We start from the raw sequence: 19,706 nt of genomic DNA, 5'->3' as shown, positions 1-19,706 counted from the left end.
GATGACGGCGCAAACTGGTCGCAAGTTGCCTGGAATTCGGTTTGGAGCGTTCAGTGACGATTGGGATGAAAGAGAGCTGGGTGAGCTGTTCCCAATTACATCTGCTGCACGTGTCCATAAAAATGAATGGACCAAATCGGGAGTCCCATTCTTCCGATCTAGCGATGTCGTCTCTCACTTCAAAGGCGAAGCCAATGTCAAAGCTTTCGTTTCCGTTGAACTTTACGAGGAGCTTTCCGCGAAGGTGGGGCGTATTAAAAAAGGCGACATCCTAATCACTGGTGGTGGCTCAATCGGTATTCCTTTTCTGGTCAAAAACGATGATCCGCTGTACTTCAAGGACGCAGATCTTCTTTGGTTCAAAATTCGTGAGGCGGTGGATAGCCACTATCTCTTCACCTTTCTTTCCTCGGCCCCATTTCGCCAGTACCTTAAAAGCATCAGTCACATTGGCACAATTGCTCACTACACAGTTGAGCAAGCTAAAGGTACACCTGTCATGCTCCCCCGCTATCCAGAAGAGCAAACGAAAATTGGCGAGTATTTCCGCGAGCTGGATAGTCTGATTGGGCTGCATCAGCGCAAGCATGACAAGCTGGCGGCACTGAAAAAAGCGATGCTGCAAAAGATGTTCCCGCAGCCCGGTGCGACCACTCCGGAAATTCGCTTCAAAAACTTCTCGGGGGATTGGGTAGAGAAGACTCTGGCGGAGCTTTGTGATCTATTTACAGACGGCGACTGGATAGAGTCAAAAGATCAAAGCCCAAGTGGAATCCGACTTCTGCAGACTGGAAATGTAGGCATTAACGAATTCATCGACAAGGCAGATAAAGCGCGATGGATTTCAATCGATACTTTTGAGCGTTTAAAGTGCGAGGAAGTGTTTGCTGGCGACATTCTGATCTCAAGATTGCCGGAGCCTGCTGGACGGGCGTGCATAGTTCCTAAACTTCTGCACAGAGTTATTACGGCAGTGGATTGCACGATAGTTCGAACGGCAAAGAACTGCGATCCTGCGTTCTTAGTGCAGCATTGCTCGCTGGATAGTTATTTTGAAACAGTTAATGATTTTTTAGGTGGCGGTACAAGGCAGCGCATTTCACGAAGTGCTCTTGGGAAATTTGTCGTCAAAGTCCCTGATTTTGAAGAGCAGAAAAAAATCGGCACCTATTTCCGCACGCTAGACGAGCTGATTTCCAAACACGCCTCCCAACTCCAAAAACTCCAGCAGATCAAATCCGCCTGCCTGGAAAAAATGTTTGTCTAAAAGGCTTACTGATCACCCATGACTACCTTTGCCAAAGAATCCGATTTTGAAGTCGCCTTGATCGATGTACTGCGCCAGCGCGGCTGGGGCGACGCGGATGTCATCAAGAATCCGACCGAAGCGGACTTGCTGGCGAACTGGAAGCAGATCCTTTTCGAGAACAATCGCGCCAAGGATAGCCTCAATGAGGTGCCGCTCACGGATAGCGAGATGCAGCAGATCATGGAGCAGATCACCGCACTGCGCACGCCGCTCAAGCTCAATGGCTTTATCAATGGCAAGACGGTATCGATCACCCGCGACAACCCGGCGGATTCGCTGCACTTGGGCAAGGAAGTGAGCCTGAAGATATACGACCGGTTGGAAATTGCGGCCGGGCAGAGCCGCTACCAGATCGCGCAACAACCGCGCTATGTGCGCGGCTCGCCGCTGCTCAACGACCGCCGTGGCGATCTGCTGCTGCTCATTAACGGTATGCCGGTGATTCACATCGAGCTGAAGAAAAGCAGTGTGCCGGTGAGCCAGGCTTACAACCAGATCGAAAAATATTCGCGCGAGAATATTTTCAGCGGGCTCTTTTCGCTCATACAGATCTTCGTGGCAATGGAGCCCGCCGAGGCGCTTTACTTTGCCAATCCAGGGCCAGACAGCAAGTTCAACAAGGATTACGCCTTCCATTGGGCGGACTACAATAACGAGCCTATCAACGACTGGAAGACCTTCACCGCCAGCCTGCTTTCTATCCCGATGGCGCATCAGTTGATCGGCTTTTACACCGTTGCCGATGAATCAGACGGTGTGCTGAAGGTAATGCGCAGTTATCAGTATTACGCTGCGCACGCCATCTCGGACAAGGTGGCCAAGACCGATTGGAAAAACCCGGACCGCCTGGGCGGCCACGTCTGGCACACCACGGGGTCGGGCAAGACCATGACGAGCTTCAAGTCGGCACAGCTCATCGCAAATTCTAAAGACGCGGACAAGGTAGTGTTCCTGCTCGACCGTATTGAACTGGGTACGCAAACGCTGCAGAACTACCGCAACTTCGCTGGCGATAGCAACGAGGTGCAGGCCACGGAATACACGGAAGTACTGGTCAAGAAGCTCAAGAGTGCTGACCCTGCTGATACGCTGATTGTGTCCTCCATTCAGAAGATGAGCCGCCTCAAGGATGAGGAGGATGGACTGAAAGGAGATGACCTGGAAAAGATGCGCGCCAAGCGCATCGTGTTCATCGTGGATGAATGCCATCGCTCCACCTTCGGCGACATGTTGATTGATATTAAAGAGAGTTTTCCCGGCGCGGTGTTTTTCGGCTTCAGCGGCACGCCGATTCATAAGGAAAACATCCGCAAGGACAACACCACGATCGATGTCTTCGGCGGTGAACTCCACCGTTACAGCATTGCCGACGGGATCCGCGACAAAAACGTCCTGGGCTTCGACCCCTATATGGTGATGACTTATCGCGACAAGGATGTACGGCAGGCCGTTGCGCTGGTAAAGGCCAAAGCTGCTTCACCCACAGAAGCCTTTGCCGACCCAAAGAAAAAGAAAGTCTTCAACCGCTACATGAATGAGGTACCGATGGCAGGACACCGGGATAGCTCCGGTGTTTATCAAAGCGGTATCGAAGACCATCTGCCTATTTCTCAGTATGAGTGCGACGAACATCGGCACGCGGTCGTTCAAGACATTGCCAATAATTGGGTCACTCTGAGCCAGGGTCATAAGTTTCACGCCATCTTGGCCACCAGCAGTATCCCAGACGCGATAATCTACTACCGGTTAATGAAGGCGCAGTGCCCACAATTAAAAGTCACTGCGCTCTTTGATCCGAATATCAATGACGACGACGGGGGATGCGATCCTGAGTTTAAGACTGCGGGTTTGGTCGAAATCATCGGAGACTACAACGCCACTTATGGGCAGACGTTCGACTTGGGCACGCACGCAGGCTTCAAGAAAGACCTGGCCGCGCGCTTGGCGCACAAAAGGCCCTATCAGCGAATTGAAGCTGAGCCCGAGAAGCGGCTCGATTTATTGATTGTGGTGAATCAGATGCTGACTGGCTTCGATTCAAAATGGGTTAACACGCTCTACCTCGACAAACTGTTGGCGTACGAAAACATCATTCAGGCGTTTTCACGCACAAACCGTCTGTTCGGGCCGGATAAGCCTTTTGGTACTATCCGCTATTATCGCAAGCCCCATACGATGAAGCGCAACGTCGCTGCCGCTGTGAAGCTGTATTCCGGTGACAAGCCGATTGGGCTCTTTGCTGATCGCTTGCCGATCAACCTTGAGCGGATGAACGCCTGTTTTGTCGAAATCTGCGCCATCTTCAGTGCAGCGGGCATTACGGATTTCTCTAAGCTACCCGACGATCTGGCTGCACGCGCAGCCTTTGCCAAGCAATTCAATCGGTTCAGCGCTATTTTGGAAGCGGCAAGAATCCAGGGCTTTACGTGGGAGAAATCAGTTTATGAATTTGGTGATGACGCCAAGATGCAAGTCACGCTGACTATCAGCCATCATCAATATCTGACGCTGTTGCAGCGCTACAAAGAGCTTGGTGGCGGTAGCGTCGGAAGTGGTGAGAGCATTCCCTTCGACATTGACAGCCACATCACCGAAATCGACACCGGCAAGATCGACGCCGATTACATGAACTCGCGCTTTGCGAAGTTTCTGAAAGTTTTGCATGGCGGGGACGAGCAGGCTAAGGAAGCCACGTTGGCCGAATTGCACCGCTCCTTTACGTCACTTTCCCAAGAAGACCAGAGAATTGCCGAGATTTTTCTGCACGACATCCAGCGTGGCGATGTGCAGATCGACCCCAATCGTACGTTTCGCGATTACCTTGCTGATTACCAAGCGCAAGCAAAGAACAAGGAAATCGAAGCCATCGTTGAAGGCCTTGGAATTGATGCGAGCAAGTTGCTGGCCTTGATGAACGCAAAAACGACCGACGTCAATTTGAACGAATTCGGCCGCTTTGATGCGCTGTTGGCAACGGTGGACAAGCAGAAGGCCAAGGCCTATTTTGAGGCGCAGGAAGGGAAAAGCATTCCTGCCTTTAAAGTGAATATCAAGACCGAAAACTTGCTGCGCATGTTTATCGTTCACGGTGATTTTGCGCTGGATGTGTCTAATGAGAAAACGTGAGACGAAATAGCAACGGGGACGGTGCAGGTTAAGAGATAGCCTCCCGCTCCAGCGGACATCCCTGCCATTCCTCCCCCACACATTTTTTTAGCAACATCACCGAGGCGACCTGGCCACCCAGGATACCTTCCGCCGGCTGAGCCAGGTTTGGGGGCTCAGCCGGGTTTCTCGGTCTGTCCCGTCTGTCTGAATCTTCAATCACCACGTTGGCTTCTAATTGATTCCTGGAGCACTCGAGCGCCAGGAATTCGTTACGGAATTTTCCATTGAAGCTTAAATTCATGATGGATCGGGGCGAAATCGAATCACCGACACAAGGATTTTCAACCCTCTGATAGCCTGAGTGCCATCAACCGTTGTGATGCTGCGCCTCACGCTTCTCACCTTCGTGCTTTTCAGCCTCATGCTTGTCAGCAGCGTGTTTCTGTTCCTCGTGCTTCTCCGCCTGGTGCTGTTGCGCCTCATGTTTTTCCACCTCATGCGCTTCGGCCGCGTGCTGCGCAGGCGGATGCGGCGCCGGTGCATGTGCTTGCGCCTCATGCTGTTGCATCGACGCGGCATGCGTAGGCATACTCATCTTCTCTTCGCGTTGCGGCGCTGGCTGCGCATGAGCGACCGGCGGCGTCATGTGTGCGGCGGGCGCTTCCTTGTTCTCCATCCGCGTCATGGCAGGCTTGGCCGCTTCCTTCTGCATCTGCTGCATCGGCGGCATCTTCCTCTCTTCCGCCATCTTCTTTTCCTCGGCCATCACCCTGGCGTCATGCTGCGCACTGGCGTGTTCCGGCGCAGCCGGCGCAACATGCTCGTGCAGCGCCGCCATCTGCTGTGGCGCCGGAGCGTGCGGGGTGGCGCCCATGCGGGCGTCGCTCGCCGTGAAGTGCGGCATGCTCATGGCCGCCGGGGCTGCCTGCACGGCTTCGCGGCGCTGGTCGACATTGTTGACGGTGACGCGACGGTCGACGCGGTTCTCGTTGACGACATTGCGGGTGTTGTTGACGTTATTAACGTTACTAACATTGTTGACGTTGCTGATGTTGTTGACCGTGCGGTTGTTGTTATTGACGATGACATTATTGGTGACGCGATTGATCACCGTGGTCGAATGCGACACATAGCTGGTGTTCTTGTACACCACCGCCGGCTGGTCCTGTTGCACCGGTCCGCCCCAGTGCATGCCCCAGTCATGCCAGCCCCAGTCGGAATGATGGCTGATGGCTTCGCCCACGAATACGCCCACGCCAAAGGACAGCGCGCCGACCACCACTTCATCGGCCACATGGCTGGGCGGGCGGTAGACATAGCCGGGATAGACCGGCACCGGTGCGCCATAGACCACGGCCGGGTCGTAGCGCGGTACATAGACGGTATCGGGCTGGCTGGATTCGATGACGATGGTCTGGGGCGGTGGGGCGATCACTGGTGCGCCGGCGTAGACCGGCTGCGGTGTTTCGTAGCGGACCGTGCTGGTGCTGCGTTCGGTGGTGGAGACGCGCAGCTGCGGCGAACTCTTCAGGTGGCCGGCTTGCTGCGCCTTCAGGCGCAATGCCTGGATGGCGTTCATGACGTCGTTGGGATCGTTGACGAAGGCATCGCCCAGGGCGCGCGTCCAGTCCGGATTGGCGGCCATCTGCGAGAGCACTGCCGGGAACATCGTCAGTGACTTCACGCTGACGTCCCAGGGTTGCTTGTCTTCGGCGGCCTGGAGGATGTCGCCCTTGAGCGCGCTGTTCTGTCCCAGCCACTGGTTGGCGGCGACCACCTGGTCCGGATAGGTGGCTCCGGCCAGTACCTGCGCCACCAGCTTGTCGGGGAACAGGGCGATGGGCGCGACCATCTGCGAAAGCTGCTCGGCGGTCGGCGGCGTGTAAGGCGGCGTGGCGGCGGCGGTGGGGGCGGTCGGCGCACCGGCGGCCGTGGGCGGCGGCGCATCCTGCTTCTGGCAGGCCGAGAGCGCCAGCACTGCACCGAGCAGCGAGGCCGAGACGATGATGGCGGAAGATCTGTTTCTTGTTGTCATGATGAAGTCCTCGATCCAAGGCAAAGCCCGGAAATGAGCTTGCGATAAGCTGGCTAACGGCACGCGGTGACGCCCAGTTGACCTTGCAATTGTGATGGGATGTAACAGCGCCGCTGGCTGGGCGCTGCGGGGCATTGTTAGGATTCGAGCACGGCATTGGTGAAAGGTTCTGAATCTCGCCTTTTCGAAATCGAGGATCGCGCCGTGCGGGAAACTGACAGAGCGCTGACTGCAAAGCCGCACCAGAAGCGCTCTAGCGGAAAATCGATGTTGTCAGCGATTTGCAAGGAAGGGAGAAAGGACGTGGGTAGCAATCGGCAATGAAGAAAGAAGGGAGAAGAAAGAAAACTAAGTTTTTAAAAGCAAACAGCGGTGTGATTTTCTAGCTGGAATCGCTCTGGAATTGACGTGATTCCGCTAGTGAGGTGTATGACATAAAATGATGCAATCTCCTCCTTTCATGAGTTCCATTCATCCTATGCTGGACCGCATCCACCTCTCCATCGTGCAGGAAGTCGAACGCCAGGGCTCGCTCACTGCCGCCGCCGGCGTGCTGCATGTCACGCAATCTGCGCTGAGCCACAGCATGAAGAAGCTGGAGCAGCAGCTCGGCACCGATATCTGGCTGCGTGAAGGACGCCATCTGCGCCTCACGCAAGCTGGCCAATACCTGCTGGCCGTGGCCAATCGCGTGCTGCCGCAACTGAGCCTGGCCGAGGAGCGCTTGCGCCAGTTCGCCCAGGGCGAGCGCGGCGCATTGCGTATCGGCATGGAATGTCACCCCTGTTACCAATGGCTGTTGAAGGTGGTCTCGCCCTATCTGGCGGCGTGGCCGGATGTGGATGTGGACGTGAAGCAGAAATTCCAGTTCGGCGGCATCGGTGCGCTGTTCGGCTACGAGATCGACCTGCTGGTCACGCCCGATCCGCTGGACAAGCCGGGCCTGGTGTTCGAGCCGGTGTTCGATTATGAACAGGTGCTGGTGGTGGCAAGCGATCATCCGCTGGCCGATGTCGATTACGTCAAGCCCAGGCAGTTGAGCAACGAGGTGCTGGTGACCTATCCGGTGCCGGTGGACCGGCTCGACATCTACACCCAGTTCCTGGCCCCGGCGGGCATCGTGCCGCGCCGTCACAAGACCATAGAGACCACCGACATCATGCTGCAGATGGTGGCCAGCGGGCGTGGTGTGGCCGCCCTGCCGCGCTGGCTGGTGCTGGAATATGCCGAGCAGATGGAGGTGGTGCCGGTGCGGCTGGGCAAGCAGGGCATTGCCAAGCACATCTACCTGGGCGCGCGCGAGAGTGATGTGGAGATCGATTACCTGCGCGCCTTTATCGACGAGGCGCGGCAGGCGCAGGCGTGAGCGTCGGGCGGTTCGCCTTCCGTTCGGACGGAGTAGCTGCGCAGTAGCGTATCGAAGCTTGTCCTGAGTCTGTTGATGGGGCGCGCCTGCGTGCAAGGGTTTGAGAACCTTCGATACGGCCCTGCGGGCCTACTCAGGCCGAACGGTAGTCAGGGTGTCTGAGCGAAACGTGACCGGTTTGCACTTAGTTCGTCTTTGTGACTTTGTTGAGATGCCGTGGCCGGTCCGCATCCATCCCGCGCGCCGCCGACAATTGCGCCGCCATCACGTAGAAGGCCTGGATCGCCACGATGGGGTCGAGGTCCGGCGTGGCCGCCACCGGCAAGGTGAGGTCGCGTTCCACCACATCCTCGGGCGCGGCCAGCAAGACCTTGGCGCCGCGTACCCGCATCTCGGCGGCCAAGGCCAGCATGCCCGCCTGCGAGGGGCCGCGGATGGCGAACATGAGCAAGGGATAACCCTCTTCGATCAAGGCTATCGGTCCGTGCTTGATTTCCGCGCCGCTGAAGGCCTCGGCCTGGATGGCGCAGGTCTCCTTGCACTTCAAGGCCGCTTCCAGCGCCAGCGGGAAGCCGATGCCGCGTCCCACGACCATGATCCGGTCGGCAGGCGTCAACGCCTGTACCGCATCGGACCAGTCACATGCGCAGGCGGCGCGCAAGGCGTCGGGCAACTGCGCCAGGGCGTTCAGCAGCGCGGCGTCATCCTGCCAGTGCGCCGTCAGCAAGGCGCTGGCGACCAGGCTGGCAATGAAGCTCTTGGTGGCCGCTACGCTGGACTCCACCCCGGCATGCAATGGCAGGCTCCATTGCGCCGCGCTGGCCAGTGGCGAATCGGCCTGGTTGACCAGCGCCACCGTGGTTGCGCCCTGGGCGTGGAAGTAGCGGATCGGCTCCACCACGTCCGGGCTCTGGCCTGATTGCGAGACGGCGATGGCCAGTGCATCGCGCACTTGCAAGGGTGCATGGTTCAGCGTGACCAGCGACATCGGCAGCGAGGCCACGATACGGCCCAGGCGCGCCATGATGAGATAGGCGCAATAGGTCGCCGCATGGTCCGAACTGCCGCGCGCCACCGTGACGATGTTGGCGGGTGGCGCGGCGCGCAGGCGCGCTCCCAGCGCGGCATAGCGATCCTGGTCGCGGGTCAGCTGCACGGCCACGTAATCGGCGGCGGAGCGGGCTTCCTTAAGCATCAGCGAGGTCAATCTCTTCTCCTTCCACATAGACAGCCTTGAGGGCGAACTGCCGGTCCAGCACCACCACGTCGGCATGGCAGCCAGTGGCCAGCCGGCCACGGTCGGCCAGGCCCAGGTAATCGGCGGCATAGGTCGAGGTGCGTAGCGATGCCTCGGCCACGTCCATGCCCAGCGAGATGAGGTTGCGCAGGGCCTGGTCCATGGTCAGGATGCTGCCGGCCAGGGTGCCGTCGTCCAGGCGCACGCCGCCGGCGCACTTGTGGACCACTTGCCGGCCCAGCGCATAGTCGCCATCGGGCATGCCGGCGGCCGCCGTCGAATCGGTCACGCAGAACAGGCGCGGGATGGAACGCAGCGCCGCGCGGATCGCGCCGGGGTGGACGTGCAGCAGGTCGGGGATCAGCTCGGCATACTGGGCATGGGCCAATGCTGCGCCGACCATGCCGGGTGCGCGGTGATGAAAGCCGCTCATGGCGTTGAAGAGATGCGTGAAGCCCGAAGCCCCATGCGCCAGCGCCGCCACGCCGTCGTCATAGCTGCCGTCGGTGTGGCCGATCTGCACCTTCATGCCGCGATGGGCCAGCTTGCAGACCAGCTTCAGGTGACCGTCCACTTCCGGGGCGATGGTGATGAGCCGGATCGGGGCCAGGCTGTTGAGATGATCGACCTGCTCGAGCGAAGCCTCGATGGCGAAGTCGGGCTGTGCGCCCAGCTTGCCGGGGTTGATGTAGGGTCCTTCCAGATGCACGCCCAGCACCCGTGCATGGCCGGGCGGGCGCGTATCGGTGGAGGTGCGGATGGCCTTGAGGGCGACTTCGAGTTCTGCCAGCGGCGCCGTCATGGTGGTGGCCAGCAGGCTGGTGGTGCCGTGCCGCGCATGCAGGCGCGCCAGTACCTGCACCGCGTCGCCGCCTTCCATGACGTCGCGCCCGCCGCCGCCATGCACGTGCAAATCGATGAAGCCGGGCAGGATGTAGTCGCCCTCGTCGATCAGGCGCGGTTCGCGCCGCAGCGGCCTGCCGTCGATGGAGCGGATGCGCTGGTCGAACACCATGCTGCCATGGGTCCAGCCTTGCGGGGTCAGCACGTTGCCGTGCAGTTCGGTCGGTGTGTTCATGCCGGGGTTTCCTTTGCTTGCAGGGCGCGCTGCGCCAGCAGCAGGGCGCCGTCGACCGCATCGGCCTGGGGCGCTACGATGCGCGCCTGCTGGCGTGGGTCCAGGTAGGCTTGCAGGGCCGCCGCCAGTCCGCCGCACAGGGCCAGCGGCAGGCGCTGCGCGGGGTCGAGGGTGGCGATCATCAGGCTGATCTCGGCCGCCGCCGCTTGCAGGATGGCGCGCGCGGCTTCGTCGTTGGCGGCCTGCGCCACCACGGGCCGGGCGGCGCGGGCAAAGGCGGCCTGGTCGGCCTGGGACAGCCAGTCCAGCAGGGTAGCACGCTCGTCACGGGCGGGCTGGCCTGGATGGGCGGGCAGTTCGGCGCGGCACAGCGCCAGCACGGCGTCGGCCAGCGGGCCGCGCGGGCTGCGGCCATCCAGCGCCAGCTGGGCGTGATGCAGGGCGCGCAGGCCCATCCAGCCGCCGCTGCCATCGTCACCGCTGGGGAAACCCCAGCCATCGACCACGCGGCGGCTGCCGTCGATATCCAGGGCCAGGCCGATGGTGCCAGTGCCCACCGCCACGATGGCGCCGGGTGCGCCGCCATGCGCGCCCAGCAGCGTGGCCACGCCATCGTTGACGATGTCCAGCGCGCCGAAGGCCGGGGCCATGGTGCGGAAATCGGCGGACCACTGCGCCACGTTCTCGCCGGCGATGCCGATGCCCACGGCCAATGCCTGATCGGCGGGACGCTTGAGTCCAGCGGCGGCGAAGCTTGCTTCGATGGTCCGGCCGATCACGCGCCAGGCGTGCGCCGCACCGTTGCGCAGCGCCGAGCCGGGACCGCTGGCCTGCCCCAGCGTCTTGCCGTGCAGGCTGGCCAGCCGCACCAGGGTCTTGGTGCCGCCGCCATCCACGCCGACCAGATAGGCGATGCCGTCCATGATCAGGCCTGACCGTGGCGGCGCGCCGCCTGCAGGTTGCCGGGCGTGCGCCGGCGCAGCGCCTGGCCTTGCGCATCGAAGAGGTGGAAGGCGTGGCTGTGTACCGACAGGGCGATCGGCTGGCCGATATCGACATTGCGGTTACCATCGCCGCGCACCACGATGTCGTGGCCGCCATCGAGTGTCACGTAGAGGAAATTGGCCTCGCCCAGGTGTTCCACCAGATTGACCACGCCGTGCAGCGGCTGGCCATCGCCCAGGCCTTCGCGGATCTGTTCGGCGCGCAGGCCCAACGTGACCGCAGCGCCGGGCGTCACGCCCAGCGGATCGACATCGGCCAGCAGACGCAGGCCGCCGGCGATCTCGACCTGTACGCCGCTGTCATCGCAGCGGGTGACCACGCCCTGGAAGAAATTCATCTTCGGCGAACCGATGAAGCCGGCCACGAACAGGTTCTGCGGCTGCTGGTACAGCTCCAGCGGCGTGCCGGCCTGCTGGATGCGGCCTTCGTGCATGACCACGATCTTGTCGCCCAGGGTCATGGCTTCGACCTGGTCGTGGGTGACATAGACGATGGTGGCGGCCAGTTGCCGGTGCAGCTTGGCGATCTCCAGCCGGGTCTGCACACGCAGCGCCGCATCCAGGTTGGAGAGCGGCTCGTCGAACAGGAACAGGCGCGGCTGGCGCACGATGGCGCGGCCGATCGCCACGCGCTGGCGTTGTCCGCCCGAGAGTTCACGCGGCAGGCGCTGCAGCAGATGGTCGATCTTGAGGATGGCGGCGGCATGGCGGATGCGCGCATCGATGTCGCTCTTGCTGTTGCCTGCCACCTTGAGGCCAAAGGCCATGTTCTTGTACACGTTCATGTGCGGATACAGCGCATAGCTCTGGAACACCATGGCGATGCCGCGCTCGGCGGGCGGCAGATGATTGACCACCTGGCCGCCGATGGCCAGCTCGCCGCCGCTGATCTCTTCCAGTCCGCACAGCATGCGCAGCAGGGTCGATTTGCCGCAGCCGGAAGGACCGACCAGCACGCAGAATTCGCCATCGCGGATATCGAGGTTGAGCCCGGCCAGCACATCGGCGCGGCCATCGTAGGTCTTGCGCAATTGCTTGATGTTGACGTGTGCCATGAAGTCTCCTTTGGATGCGGGGGATTATTTGACGGCGCCGGAGGTCAGGCCGCGGATGAGCTGGCGCGAGAAGGCCATGTACAGCAGCAGCACCGGGATGACCGCCATCGACAAGGCGGCCAGCACCGAATTCCAGTCGGTGGCGTATTGCCCGATGAATTGCTGCACGCCCAGCGTCACGGTGCGGGTGTCTTCGCCGGGGGCGAGGATGAGCGGGAACCACAGGTCGTTCCAGGCCGGGATCATGGTGAACACCGCCACCGTGGCAATGGCCGGGCGCAGCAGCGGCAGGATCACGCGGAAGAAGATGCTGAGCTCGCCCACGCCATCGCAGCGCGCCGCGTCCTTCAATTCACCGGGAATCTGGCGCATGAACTCGGACAGGATCATCACCGCCAGCGGCAGCCCTTGCGCGGTATAGACCAGCACCAGCGCGGTGCGCGTATTGATGAGATCCAGCGCCACCACCAGTTGCAGGATGGAGACCGTGCCCAGCCGGATCGGGATCATGATGCCGATGGCGATGAAGAAATTGAGCGCGCGGTTGCCGAAGAAACGGTACTCGGTCAGCGCCCAGGCCGCCATGGCGCCGAACAGCACGATCAGGAAAAGCGCCGCCACTGTGACCGCCAGGCTGTTGCCGAAGTAGAGCAGGAAGTGCGTGCCGGCCAGCACCTTCTGGAAGCCGGCGAAGGTCAGCGTCTCGGCAGTGGGCAAGGCCATCGGGCCTTCGAAGATGGCGTTGCGGGTCTTGACCGAATTGATGAGGATGAGCGCAATCGGAAACAGCGCGATGACTGCATACAGGCACAGCACCGTATGCACCCAGAGATGGCCGGCCTGGCCGAAGCTGCGTTGGATCAGCGTAGGTTTGCGCATGATGGTGGCGGAAGTGGAAGAAGTCGAGAGGGGAGAAGAGGCCAGCATGTCGTCCTCCCGCCGCTCACATGGCGTAGCGCGTCAAGCGCCGCTGCACCAGGACGAAGTAGGCGCCCACGCCGCCCAGGATCACCAGGAACATGAGGGTCGCCACCGCCGCGCCCATGGTCGGGCTGCCGATCTGCGCCTGGTAGCCGAAGAAGGTGCGATAGAAATAGGTGCCCAGCAGGTCGGAGGCATAGTTGGGACCGGCCAGCGCTCCCTTGACCGAATAGATCAGGTCGAAGGCATTGAAGTTGGCCACGAAGGTGAGGATGGTCACCAGTCCCAGGGTCGGATAGATCAGCGGCAGCTTGATCTGCCAGAAGATGCGCATGGCGCTGGCGCCCTCGGCATGGGCCGCCTCCAGCACTTCTTCGGGCACGGCCAGCAGGGCAGCGTAGATCAGCATCATGGGGATGCCCACGTACTGCCACACCGAGATCAGCGACAGCGTCAGCAGCGCCGTGGATTCCTGCCCCAGCCAGGGCGCGAACCAGTCGGCCAGGCCGACTGTGCCCAGCAGCTTCTCGCCCACGCCCCACAGCGGCGAGAGGATCAATTGCCAGATGAAACCGATGATCACCACCGACAGTAGCGTGGGCAGGAAGATCAGCGTGCGGTAGGTACGCGCGCCGCGCAGGCCCTTGAGGCTGAATAGCGTGGCCAGCAACAGGCCGATGGGATTCTGCAGGGCCATGTGGATGCAGAAGAACTTGACGTTGTTCCACATCGCATTCCAGAAGGCCGCCGACCAGTCGGGGTCGAAGAGGATGGTGCGATAGTTGTCCAGGCCCACGAAGCTGCGCACGCCCGCATCATTGGCGGTGTAGAAACCGAGGCGCAGGGTATCGAGCAGGGGCAGGGCGCTGAAGAGGGCGTAGATCAGCACGGCGGGGGCGAGCAGCACCGCCAGTTGCCAGGCGCGGATGGTTTTCATGGGTCTCCTGTTCCTGAAGGGGGAGCGCGGACATCTACTCCCGTTCGGACTGAGTAGGCCCGCGAGGGCCGTATCGAAGGCGCGCGGACGGAGCGCCCTTCGACGGGCTCAGGTCAGGTTTCGATACGCGGCATTGCCGCTACTCAGTCCGAACGGGTGAATATGACGTGCCGCAGTCAAACGGCCTTACTGCTGCGGCTTGTACCACTTGGCAAAACCGCTCTGGATCTTGGCCGCCGCATCCTGCGGAGTCATCTTGCCGTTCAGTACCTGGGCATTGACGTTCCACATCTCGTTTTCCATGCTGGGCGTGCCACGGTTGAGGATCTGCGAATTGACGCGGATGGTGGAAGCGCAGTTCTTGCGCCAGCCCATCATCTGCTTGGCAATCGGGTCCTTCACCGAGATCAGGTGATTGGACAGCGAGAAGAAACCGGTGACCTTGTTGGTATAGAGATCGGCAAACTCCTGCGAGCCCAGCCAGGCCAGGAACTTGTAGGCGTCTTCCTTGTTCTTGGACTTCTTGTTGATGCCCATGCCGATGTCGTTATGGTCGGAGATGTAGCAGGCATCGCCATTCTTGGGCACCGGCGGCGGGAAGGCGGCAAAGTCCATCTTGCCGTTGAAGTAGGCGATATCCCAGGAGCCAGCCGGATAGACCGCGCCCTTGCCGAGGGCGAACATGTTCTGGCTGTCGCTGTAGGTCTGGGCCGAAGCGCCCTTGGGCAGGTACTTGCCGAGCTTGGCTTCATAGTTCCAGGCAGCCACGAATTGCGGATCGGTGAACTTGGCTTTGCCGGCGATGAGCGCCTTGCGGCCTTCTTCACCCTTCCAGTAGTTGGGGCCGATGCTGGTGAAGAGCACCTGGTGCGATTCCCACTGCTCGGCGGTGCCCATCACCAGTGGCGCATACTTGCCGTTGGCCTTGACGGTGTCGAGCAGCTTGAAGAATTCCGCCTCGGTCTTGGGCGGCTCCAGGTTCAGTTCCTTGAAGATCTTGGTGTTGTAGAAGAATCCATGGATCACCGAGGCCATCGGCATGCAGAAGGTATCGCGGCCGTCGTCGGTCTGCCAGGCGGCCTTGGCGGCAGGGGCGAAGAATTCCATGCCGGGCTTGCCGTCCAGCTTTTCCAGATGGCCCTTGTTGTAGAGCGAGAGCGAGACGTCGAACGGGCGGCAAGCCACCAGGTCGCCCGCCGTGCCGCCGGCCATGCGCGCGGCCAGGCTGGAGTCGTATTCGGTGGGGGCGGTGGGCGAGAACTTGACGGTGATGCCCGGATTGCTGCGCTGGAAGGCCGGGATCAGCACTTCTTGCCAGAGCGGCAGGTCATCCACGCGCCAGCTTTCGATGGTCAGCGTACCGGCCTGGCTGGGCGCGGCGGCCAGGGAGCCCAGGCTCAGGGCCAGGGCGCAGGCGGCCAGCAGGGGACGGCGTGGGAAGGCAGGCAGGGCAGGCAGGGCAGAGAAGAGGGAAAAACCACCAGCCTTTTGTTCGGTCTGCATCATGGGTCTCCTTGGTGTTGTGGGGATCGCCGACGGCGGAGCGCGACGAAACGCCGTGACATTAGCAGCGCCGCCCATGTGATGCGAGCCTGGCCATGCGGACCTGGCGTATTCCTGCAAGTTGTTGATTCAAAAGGAAAAACAGGGATCTGCTAGCGGCCCGGCCATTACATATCCTTACAGGCCCTGCAGCATCGGGCGGGCCGTTTTCCTTCGTGACCGGGGGAGCTGGTGGCGCAGCATGCGGGCTGGCCTGTGGATAAGATAAGCAGAGCCAGTCTTACACTTCTTAACAAGAGCTAAACCGGGTTCATCGTTTTAAGGAAGTCCGGGACAGCTTCGACAGCTCAGCAGTGCAAGCTGCAAATTGCGCATTGGCAGGCACCCGGCTATAGTCTGTTCCGGTTTGGAGACAGGCACCCCCATGACAAGAACGAAACGGCCCGCGAATGCACGCACCGGCCCGGCCCGCTGCGGGCTGGCGGCGGTCTGCCTGTGCGCGCTGACGCTGTGGCTGGGCGGACTGCCGGCGCAGGCGCAGTCGCCGTCCTCACCTGTCCCGCCGGCGACCGCTACGGGTTCCCTGCAGGTGCTGCACTGGTGGACCTCGGCCAGCGAACGGCAGGCCATCAACGTAGTGGTCAACCAGCTGGCCAAACAGGACATCCAGTGGCGCGACGTGGCCATTCCCGGCGGCGCCGGCATGGGTGCGGCCAAGGTCTTGAAGAGCATGGTGCTGGCCAACCGCGCACCGGAAGTGACCCAGTTGAATGGCGTGGTCTTCGGCGAATGGGCCGATCTGGGCCTGCTGCTGGAGCTGGACAATGTGGCCGTACAGGGCAACTGGGAAAAGCAGATGTTCCCCACGGTCTGGTCGCTGCTCAACAATCATGGTCATGTCGTGGCCGCCCCGCTGGGCATCCACCGCATCAATTCGCTGTACTACAACGTCGCCGTCTTCAAGCGCTACAACCTCAGCCCGCCCAAGACCTGGGACGAGTTCGACCAGATCGTCAAGAAGCTGCAAGGCAGCGGCGTGGTCCCGCTGGCGCAGAGCGCCGAGGCCTGGCAACTGGCCACCCTGTTCGAGAACCTGGCGCTGGCCGAGAGCGGTCCGGCGTATTACCGCAAGCTGTTCGTGGAGATGAGCCCGGCCGCCTATCTGGATGCGCGCATGCTGCACATCCTCAAGCGCCTGCGCGCTCTGGCGGGGGCGATGGCCCAGCCGGTGCGCGAGCGTCCCTGGACCGAAGTGGCGCGCAGCATGGTCAGCGGCGAAGCGGCCATGCTCATCATGGGCGACTGGGCCAAGGGCGAACTCAATGCCTGGGGCATGGAAGTGGACCAGCAGTTCGGCTGCGCCCCCGCGCCCGGCACCGGCGAGTACCACCTCTACAGTACCGACACCCTGGCCATGTTCGCCGGCAACTACGCGCACCAGCCGATGCAGGAAACGCTGGCGCGGCTGACCATGTCGCCGGCCGTGCAGTCCGAATACAATAGGATCAAGGGTTCGATTCCCGTGCTGCGCGCAGCCGACCCGCACATGGACCGCTGTGCGCGCGATTCCTGGCGCACCTTCAGCAAGGGGCCGATGTGGCAGGCGCCCAGCCTGGTGCACCGCATGGCCACCGACGACACCACCAAGGACGCCATCGTGGCCGAGGTGCAGCGCTTCTTCATGGATCGCAGCATCAGCGAGGAACAGGCGCAGAAACGGCTTGCCACGATTGCGCGTACTCTGTCGCGCAATCGCAATGATTAAGAAATACGGAGATGGAGCAGCAAGATGACGCGCAAGATATTGATCGTCGACGATGACCAGAAGACCCGCACCCTCTTGAAGGCCTATCTGGAAAAGAACCAGTACGAGGTGCGGCTGGCGCACGACGGCGCCACCTTCCTCGCCGAATTCCAGCGCCTGGCCGATGAGCTCTCGCTGGTGATCCTGGATGTGATGCTGCCCGACACGGACGGCTTTGCGCTGTGCAAGGCGGTGCGGCGCAAATCCAATGTGCCGGTCATCATGCTCACCGCCAGCTCGGATGAGACCGACCGCGTGGTCGGCCTGGAGCTGGGCGCCGATGACTACATCGCCAAGCCCTACAGCCCGCGCGAGCTGCTGGCGCGCATCAAGGCCATCCACCGCCGCATCGGCATCGACAGCAGCGCCGCACCGCGCTACTACCGCTTTGCCGGCTTCTCGCTCGATACCGTGGAACGCACCCTGGTGGACAGCCAGGGCGATATCGTGCCGCTGACCGGCATGGACTACCAGCTGCTGAAGTATTTCGTCGAGCATCCCGGCGACGTGCTGGACCGCAATGTGTTGTGCGAAGAAACCCGTGGGCGCGACGCCGGCCCGCTGGACCGCTCGCTGGATGTGCAGATCAGCAAGCTGCGCCTGCGCCTCAACGATGGCGGACGGCAACCGCACCTGATCAAGACCGTGCGTGGCGCCGGCTATGTCTTCTCGGCTGACGTCAGTGCCGCAGCCGCCTGAGGCCTTCGCCCAGCCGGCCGCCCAGCCCGCTGCGCCCAGCCCGCGCGGGCGGCTGGCGGCCTTGCTGGACTGGCTGCTGCCGGATTCCCTGCTGGGCCGTCTGTCGGTGGTGATGATCTTCGGCGTGCTGGTCACGCAGGTGGCCGGCGGCCTGATCTGGGCCGTGCAACTGCGCAGCAAGTCCGAGGCCGAGACCCGCACCGCCGCGCAGCACCTGGCCCATAGCGCCGCCTCGGCCATCCGCTACTTCATGACGCTGCCGCCCAACTATCGCCCGCTGATGATCCAGCAGCTGCGCGAAATGGGGGGTACACGCTTCTTCATCAACGCCAACAGCAGCGCCGTGGCGGTCAAGTCGATCGGTGACAGTCGCCTGGCCAAGCTGGCCATCGACGTGGCTGCACAGACCCTGCGCGAAGACTTGCCCTTCCTGCCGGAAGCGCGCCTGGCCTTCGCCTGGCCGGATGGCTTGCCGGTGGCCAGTGATGGCCTCACCGTCAACGACCTGCCCGACAACTGGGTACAGCACATCCTGATGACCAAGCCCAACTCGGCGCCGGTGCTGGTGATCCAGATGCAGGTCGAGAGTGGACGCTGGATCTACCTGGCCGCGCTGATGCCCAATCCCTACTTCCTGGACAGCGATAATCCGCTCTGGCTGGACCGGCTGGTGCTGCAGGGTTTGTCGCTGGCGGCAATCCTTTTGCTGACCATCCTGGTGGTGCGCTGGACCACCCGTCCGCTGGCCGCGCTGGCCGATGCCGCCGAAGCCTTCGGCAAGGGCGAGACCGTGCCCAGCCTGCCCGAGACCGGCAGCCGCGAATACGTCAAGACCGCGCGCGCCTTCTCCGGCATGCGCGAGCGCATCAAGCGCTACCTGGAAGACCGCGAGCGTCTCTTCGTCTCCATCTCGCATGACCTGCGCACGCCCATCACGCGGCTGAAGCTGCGCACCGAGCTGATGGATGACGACGCCATGCGCACCGATTTCCATGACGATCTCGATGAGCTGGACATGATGGTCAAGGGTGCCCTGCAATCGGTCAAGGACAGCGATATCCACGAGAACCGCACCGAAGTGCGCCTCGATGCGCTGGTGCTACGCATGATCCGCGACGCCCGTCTGGCCGGTCACGAGATCGCCTTCACGCCTTCCGGCATCAATGTCATCGCCAAGCCGCTGGCCTTGAAGCGCGCCATCGGCAACCTGTTCGACAATGCCCTGTACTACGGCCAGAAGGTGGAGATCAGCATCCGCCCCTCGCCCGGCGCCGAGGGCGACCTGGTGGAAATCGAGATCCGCGACCACGGCCCCGGCGTGCCGGAAGACGCCATGGGCACGCTCTTCCAGCCCTATGTGCGGCTGGAGCATGGACGCGCCCAGAACAGCGGCGGCATGGGGCTGGGCCTGGGCATCTCGCGCAACATCGTGCAGGCGCACGGCGGCGAGTTGTTGTTGCGCAATCATCCGGAAGGCGGTCTGATGGCCACCATCATCCTGCCGGCGCGATAAAAAAATCCACGGGAACGGGCAAGAAGATTCATCGGTCAGACCGATCAATCGCATCAAAATCTGGCGTTGAACCTATAACTACCAGAAGCGTAGACTTCTGCAGACCACCCAGGAAGTGGCAGTCCCCCTCGATTCTT

General features: G+C 61.6%; 15 protein-coding genes. 6 read left to right on the top strand and 9 right to left on the bottom strand.

Going from position 1 to position 19,706, the window contains the following annotated elements; genetic code table 11:
* Position 1: 1 nt before the first annotated feature.
* Both ACP92_RS22735 and ACP92_RS22730 read left to right on the top strand, forming a co-directional pair.
* Complete coding sequence (locus ACP92_RS22735; protein WP_013236479.1) at positions 2-1,267, top strand: restriction endonuclease subunit S; 1,266 nt, start codon at positions 2-4, stop codon at positions 1,265-1,267.
* 18 nt (positions 1,268-1,285) lie between these two features.
* On the top strand, positions 1,286-4,435 hold the full coding sequence (locus ACP92_RS22730) for a type I restriction endonuclease subunit R (RefSeq protein WP_013236478.1): 3,150 nt from the start codon (positions 1,286-1,288) through the stop codon (positions 4,433-4,435).
* Positions 4,436-4,463: 28 nt separating this feature from the next.
* Here ACP92_RS22730 and ACP92_RS24780 read toward each other — a convergent pair whose 3' ends face one another.
* Both ACP92_RS24780 and ACP92_RS22725 read right to left on the bottom strand, forming a co-directional pair.
* The gene (locus tag ACP92_RS24780; RefSeq protein WP_156181825.1) at positions 4,464-4,718 is read right to left on the bottom strand and encodes a hypothetical protein; all 255 of its coding nucleotides are present in this window, start codon (positions 4,716-4,718) and stop codon (positions 4,464-4,466) included.
* Between the two features lie 66 nt (positions 4,719-4,784).
* The gene (locus ACP92_RS22725; protein WP_013236477.1) at positions 4,785-6,452 is read right to left on the bottom strand and encodes a DUF3300 domain-containing protein; all 1,668 of its coding nucleotides are present in this window, start codon (positions 6,450-6,452) and stop codon (positions 4,785-4,787) included.
* 478 nt (positions 6,453-6,930) lie between these two features.
* On the opposite strand from ACP92_RS22725, the gene ACP92_RS22720 reads away from it, so the two are divergent.
* The gene (locus tag ACP92_RS22720; RefSeq protein ID WP_013236476.1) at positions 6,931-7,818 is read left to right on the top strand and encodes a LysR family transcriptional regulator; all 888 of its coding nucleotides are present in this window, start codon (positions 6,931-6,933) and stop codon (positions 7,816-7,818) included.
* 184 nt (positions 7,819-8,002) lie between these two features.
* Here ACP92_RS22720 and ACP92_RS22715 read toward each other — a convergent pair whose 3' ends face one another.
* The 7 genes from ACP92_RS22715 to ACP92_RS22685 form a co-directional block, all read right to left on the bottom strand.
* On the bottom strand, positions 8,003-9,013 hold the full coding sequence (locus tag ACP92_RS22715; RefSeq protein ID WP_013236475.1) for an SIS domain-containing protein: 1,011 nt from the start codon (positions 9,011-9,013) through the stop codon (positions 8,003-8,005).
* Complete coding sequence (gene nagA, locus ACP92_RS22710) at positions 9,006-10,133, bottom strand: N-acetylglucosamine-6-phosphate deacetylase (RefSeq protein ID WP_013236474.1); 1,128 nt, start codon at positions 10,131-10,133, stop codon at positions 9,006-9,008. Before nagA ends, ACP92_RS22715 begins: the two co-directional genes overlap by 8 nt.
* On the bottom strand, positions 10,130-11,056 hold the full coding sequence (locus ACP92_RS22705; protein WP_013236473.1) for a glucosamine kinase nucleotide-binding domain-containing protein: 927 nt from the start codon (positions 11,054-11,056) through the stop codon (positions 10,130-10,132). The genes nagA and ACP92_RS22705 overlap by 4 nt, the downstream gene beginning before the upstream one ends.
* 2 nt (positions 11,057-11,058) lie before the next feature.
* On the bottom strand, positions 11,059-12,192 hold the full coding sequence (locus ACP92_RS22700) for an ABC transporter ATP-binding protein (RefSeq protein ID WP_013236472.1): 1,134 nt from the start codon (positions 12,190-12,192) through the stop codon (positions 11,059-11,061).
* Positions 12,193-12,216: 24 nt separating this feature from the next.
* Positions 12,217-13,119, bottom strand: coding sequence for a carbohydrate ABC transporter permease (locus tag ACP92_RS22695; protein WP_013236471.1), 903 nt, complete (start codon positions 13,117-13,119; stop codon positions 12,217-12,219).
* 16 nt (positions 13,120-13,135) lie between these two features.
* A complete protein-coding gene (locus ACP92_RS22690; RefSeq protein WP_013236470.1) occupies positions 13,136-14,050 on the bottom strand; it encodes a carbohydrate ABC transporter permease in 915 nt (304 codons plus the stop codon).
* Positions 14,051-14,236: 186 nt separating this feature from the next.
* Positions 14,237-15,556, bottom strand: coding sequence for an ABC transporter substrate-binding protein (locus ACP92_RS22685; protein ID WP_013236469.1), 1,320 nt, complete (start codon positions 15,554-15,556; stop codon positions 14,237-14,239).
* Between the two features lie 421 nt (positions 15,557-15,977).
* Between ACP92_RS22685 and ACP92_RS22680 the strand changes: the two genes are divergently transcribed.
* The 3 genes from ACP92_RS22680 to ACP92_RS22670 are packed head-to-tail and all read left to right on the top strand — an operon-like array spanning position 15,978 to position 19,569.
* On the top strand, positions 15,978-17,318 hold the full coding sequence (locus tag ACP92_RS22680) for an ABC transporter substrate-binding protein (RefSeq protein ID WP_013236468.1): 1,341 nt from the start codon (positions 15,978-15,980) through the stop codon (positions 17,316-17,318).
* A 24-nt stretch (positions 17,319-17,342) separates the two neighbouring features.
* Positions 17,343-18,056, top strand: coding sequence for a response regulator (locus ACP92_RS22675; RefSeq protein ID WP_013236467.1), 714 nt, complete (start codon positions 17,343-17,345; stop codon positions 18,054-18,056).
* Positions 18,040-19,569: an ATP-binding protein gene (locus tag ACP92_RS22670; RefSeq protein WP_041311344.1), complete on the top strand. Its 1,530-nt coding sequence runs from the start codon at positions 18,040-18,042 to the stop codon at positions 19,567-19,569. The genes ACP92_RS22675 and ACP92_RS22670 overlap by 17 nt, the downstream gene beginning before the upstream one ends.
* Positions 19,570-19,706: the final 137 nt, after the last annotated feature.

Origin of the sequence: Herbaspirillum seropedicae, from assembly GCF_001040945.1 — a bacterium.
In the GTDB taxonomy this organism is placed as follows: domain Bacteria; phylum Pseudomonadota; class Gammaproteobacteria; order Burkholderiales; family Burkholderiaceae_D; genus Herbaspirillum; species Herbaspirillum seropedicae.
The sequence above is the reverse complement of the archived record's forward strand: the minus strand, read 5'-3'. Positions and strand labels throughout refer to the sequence as shown.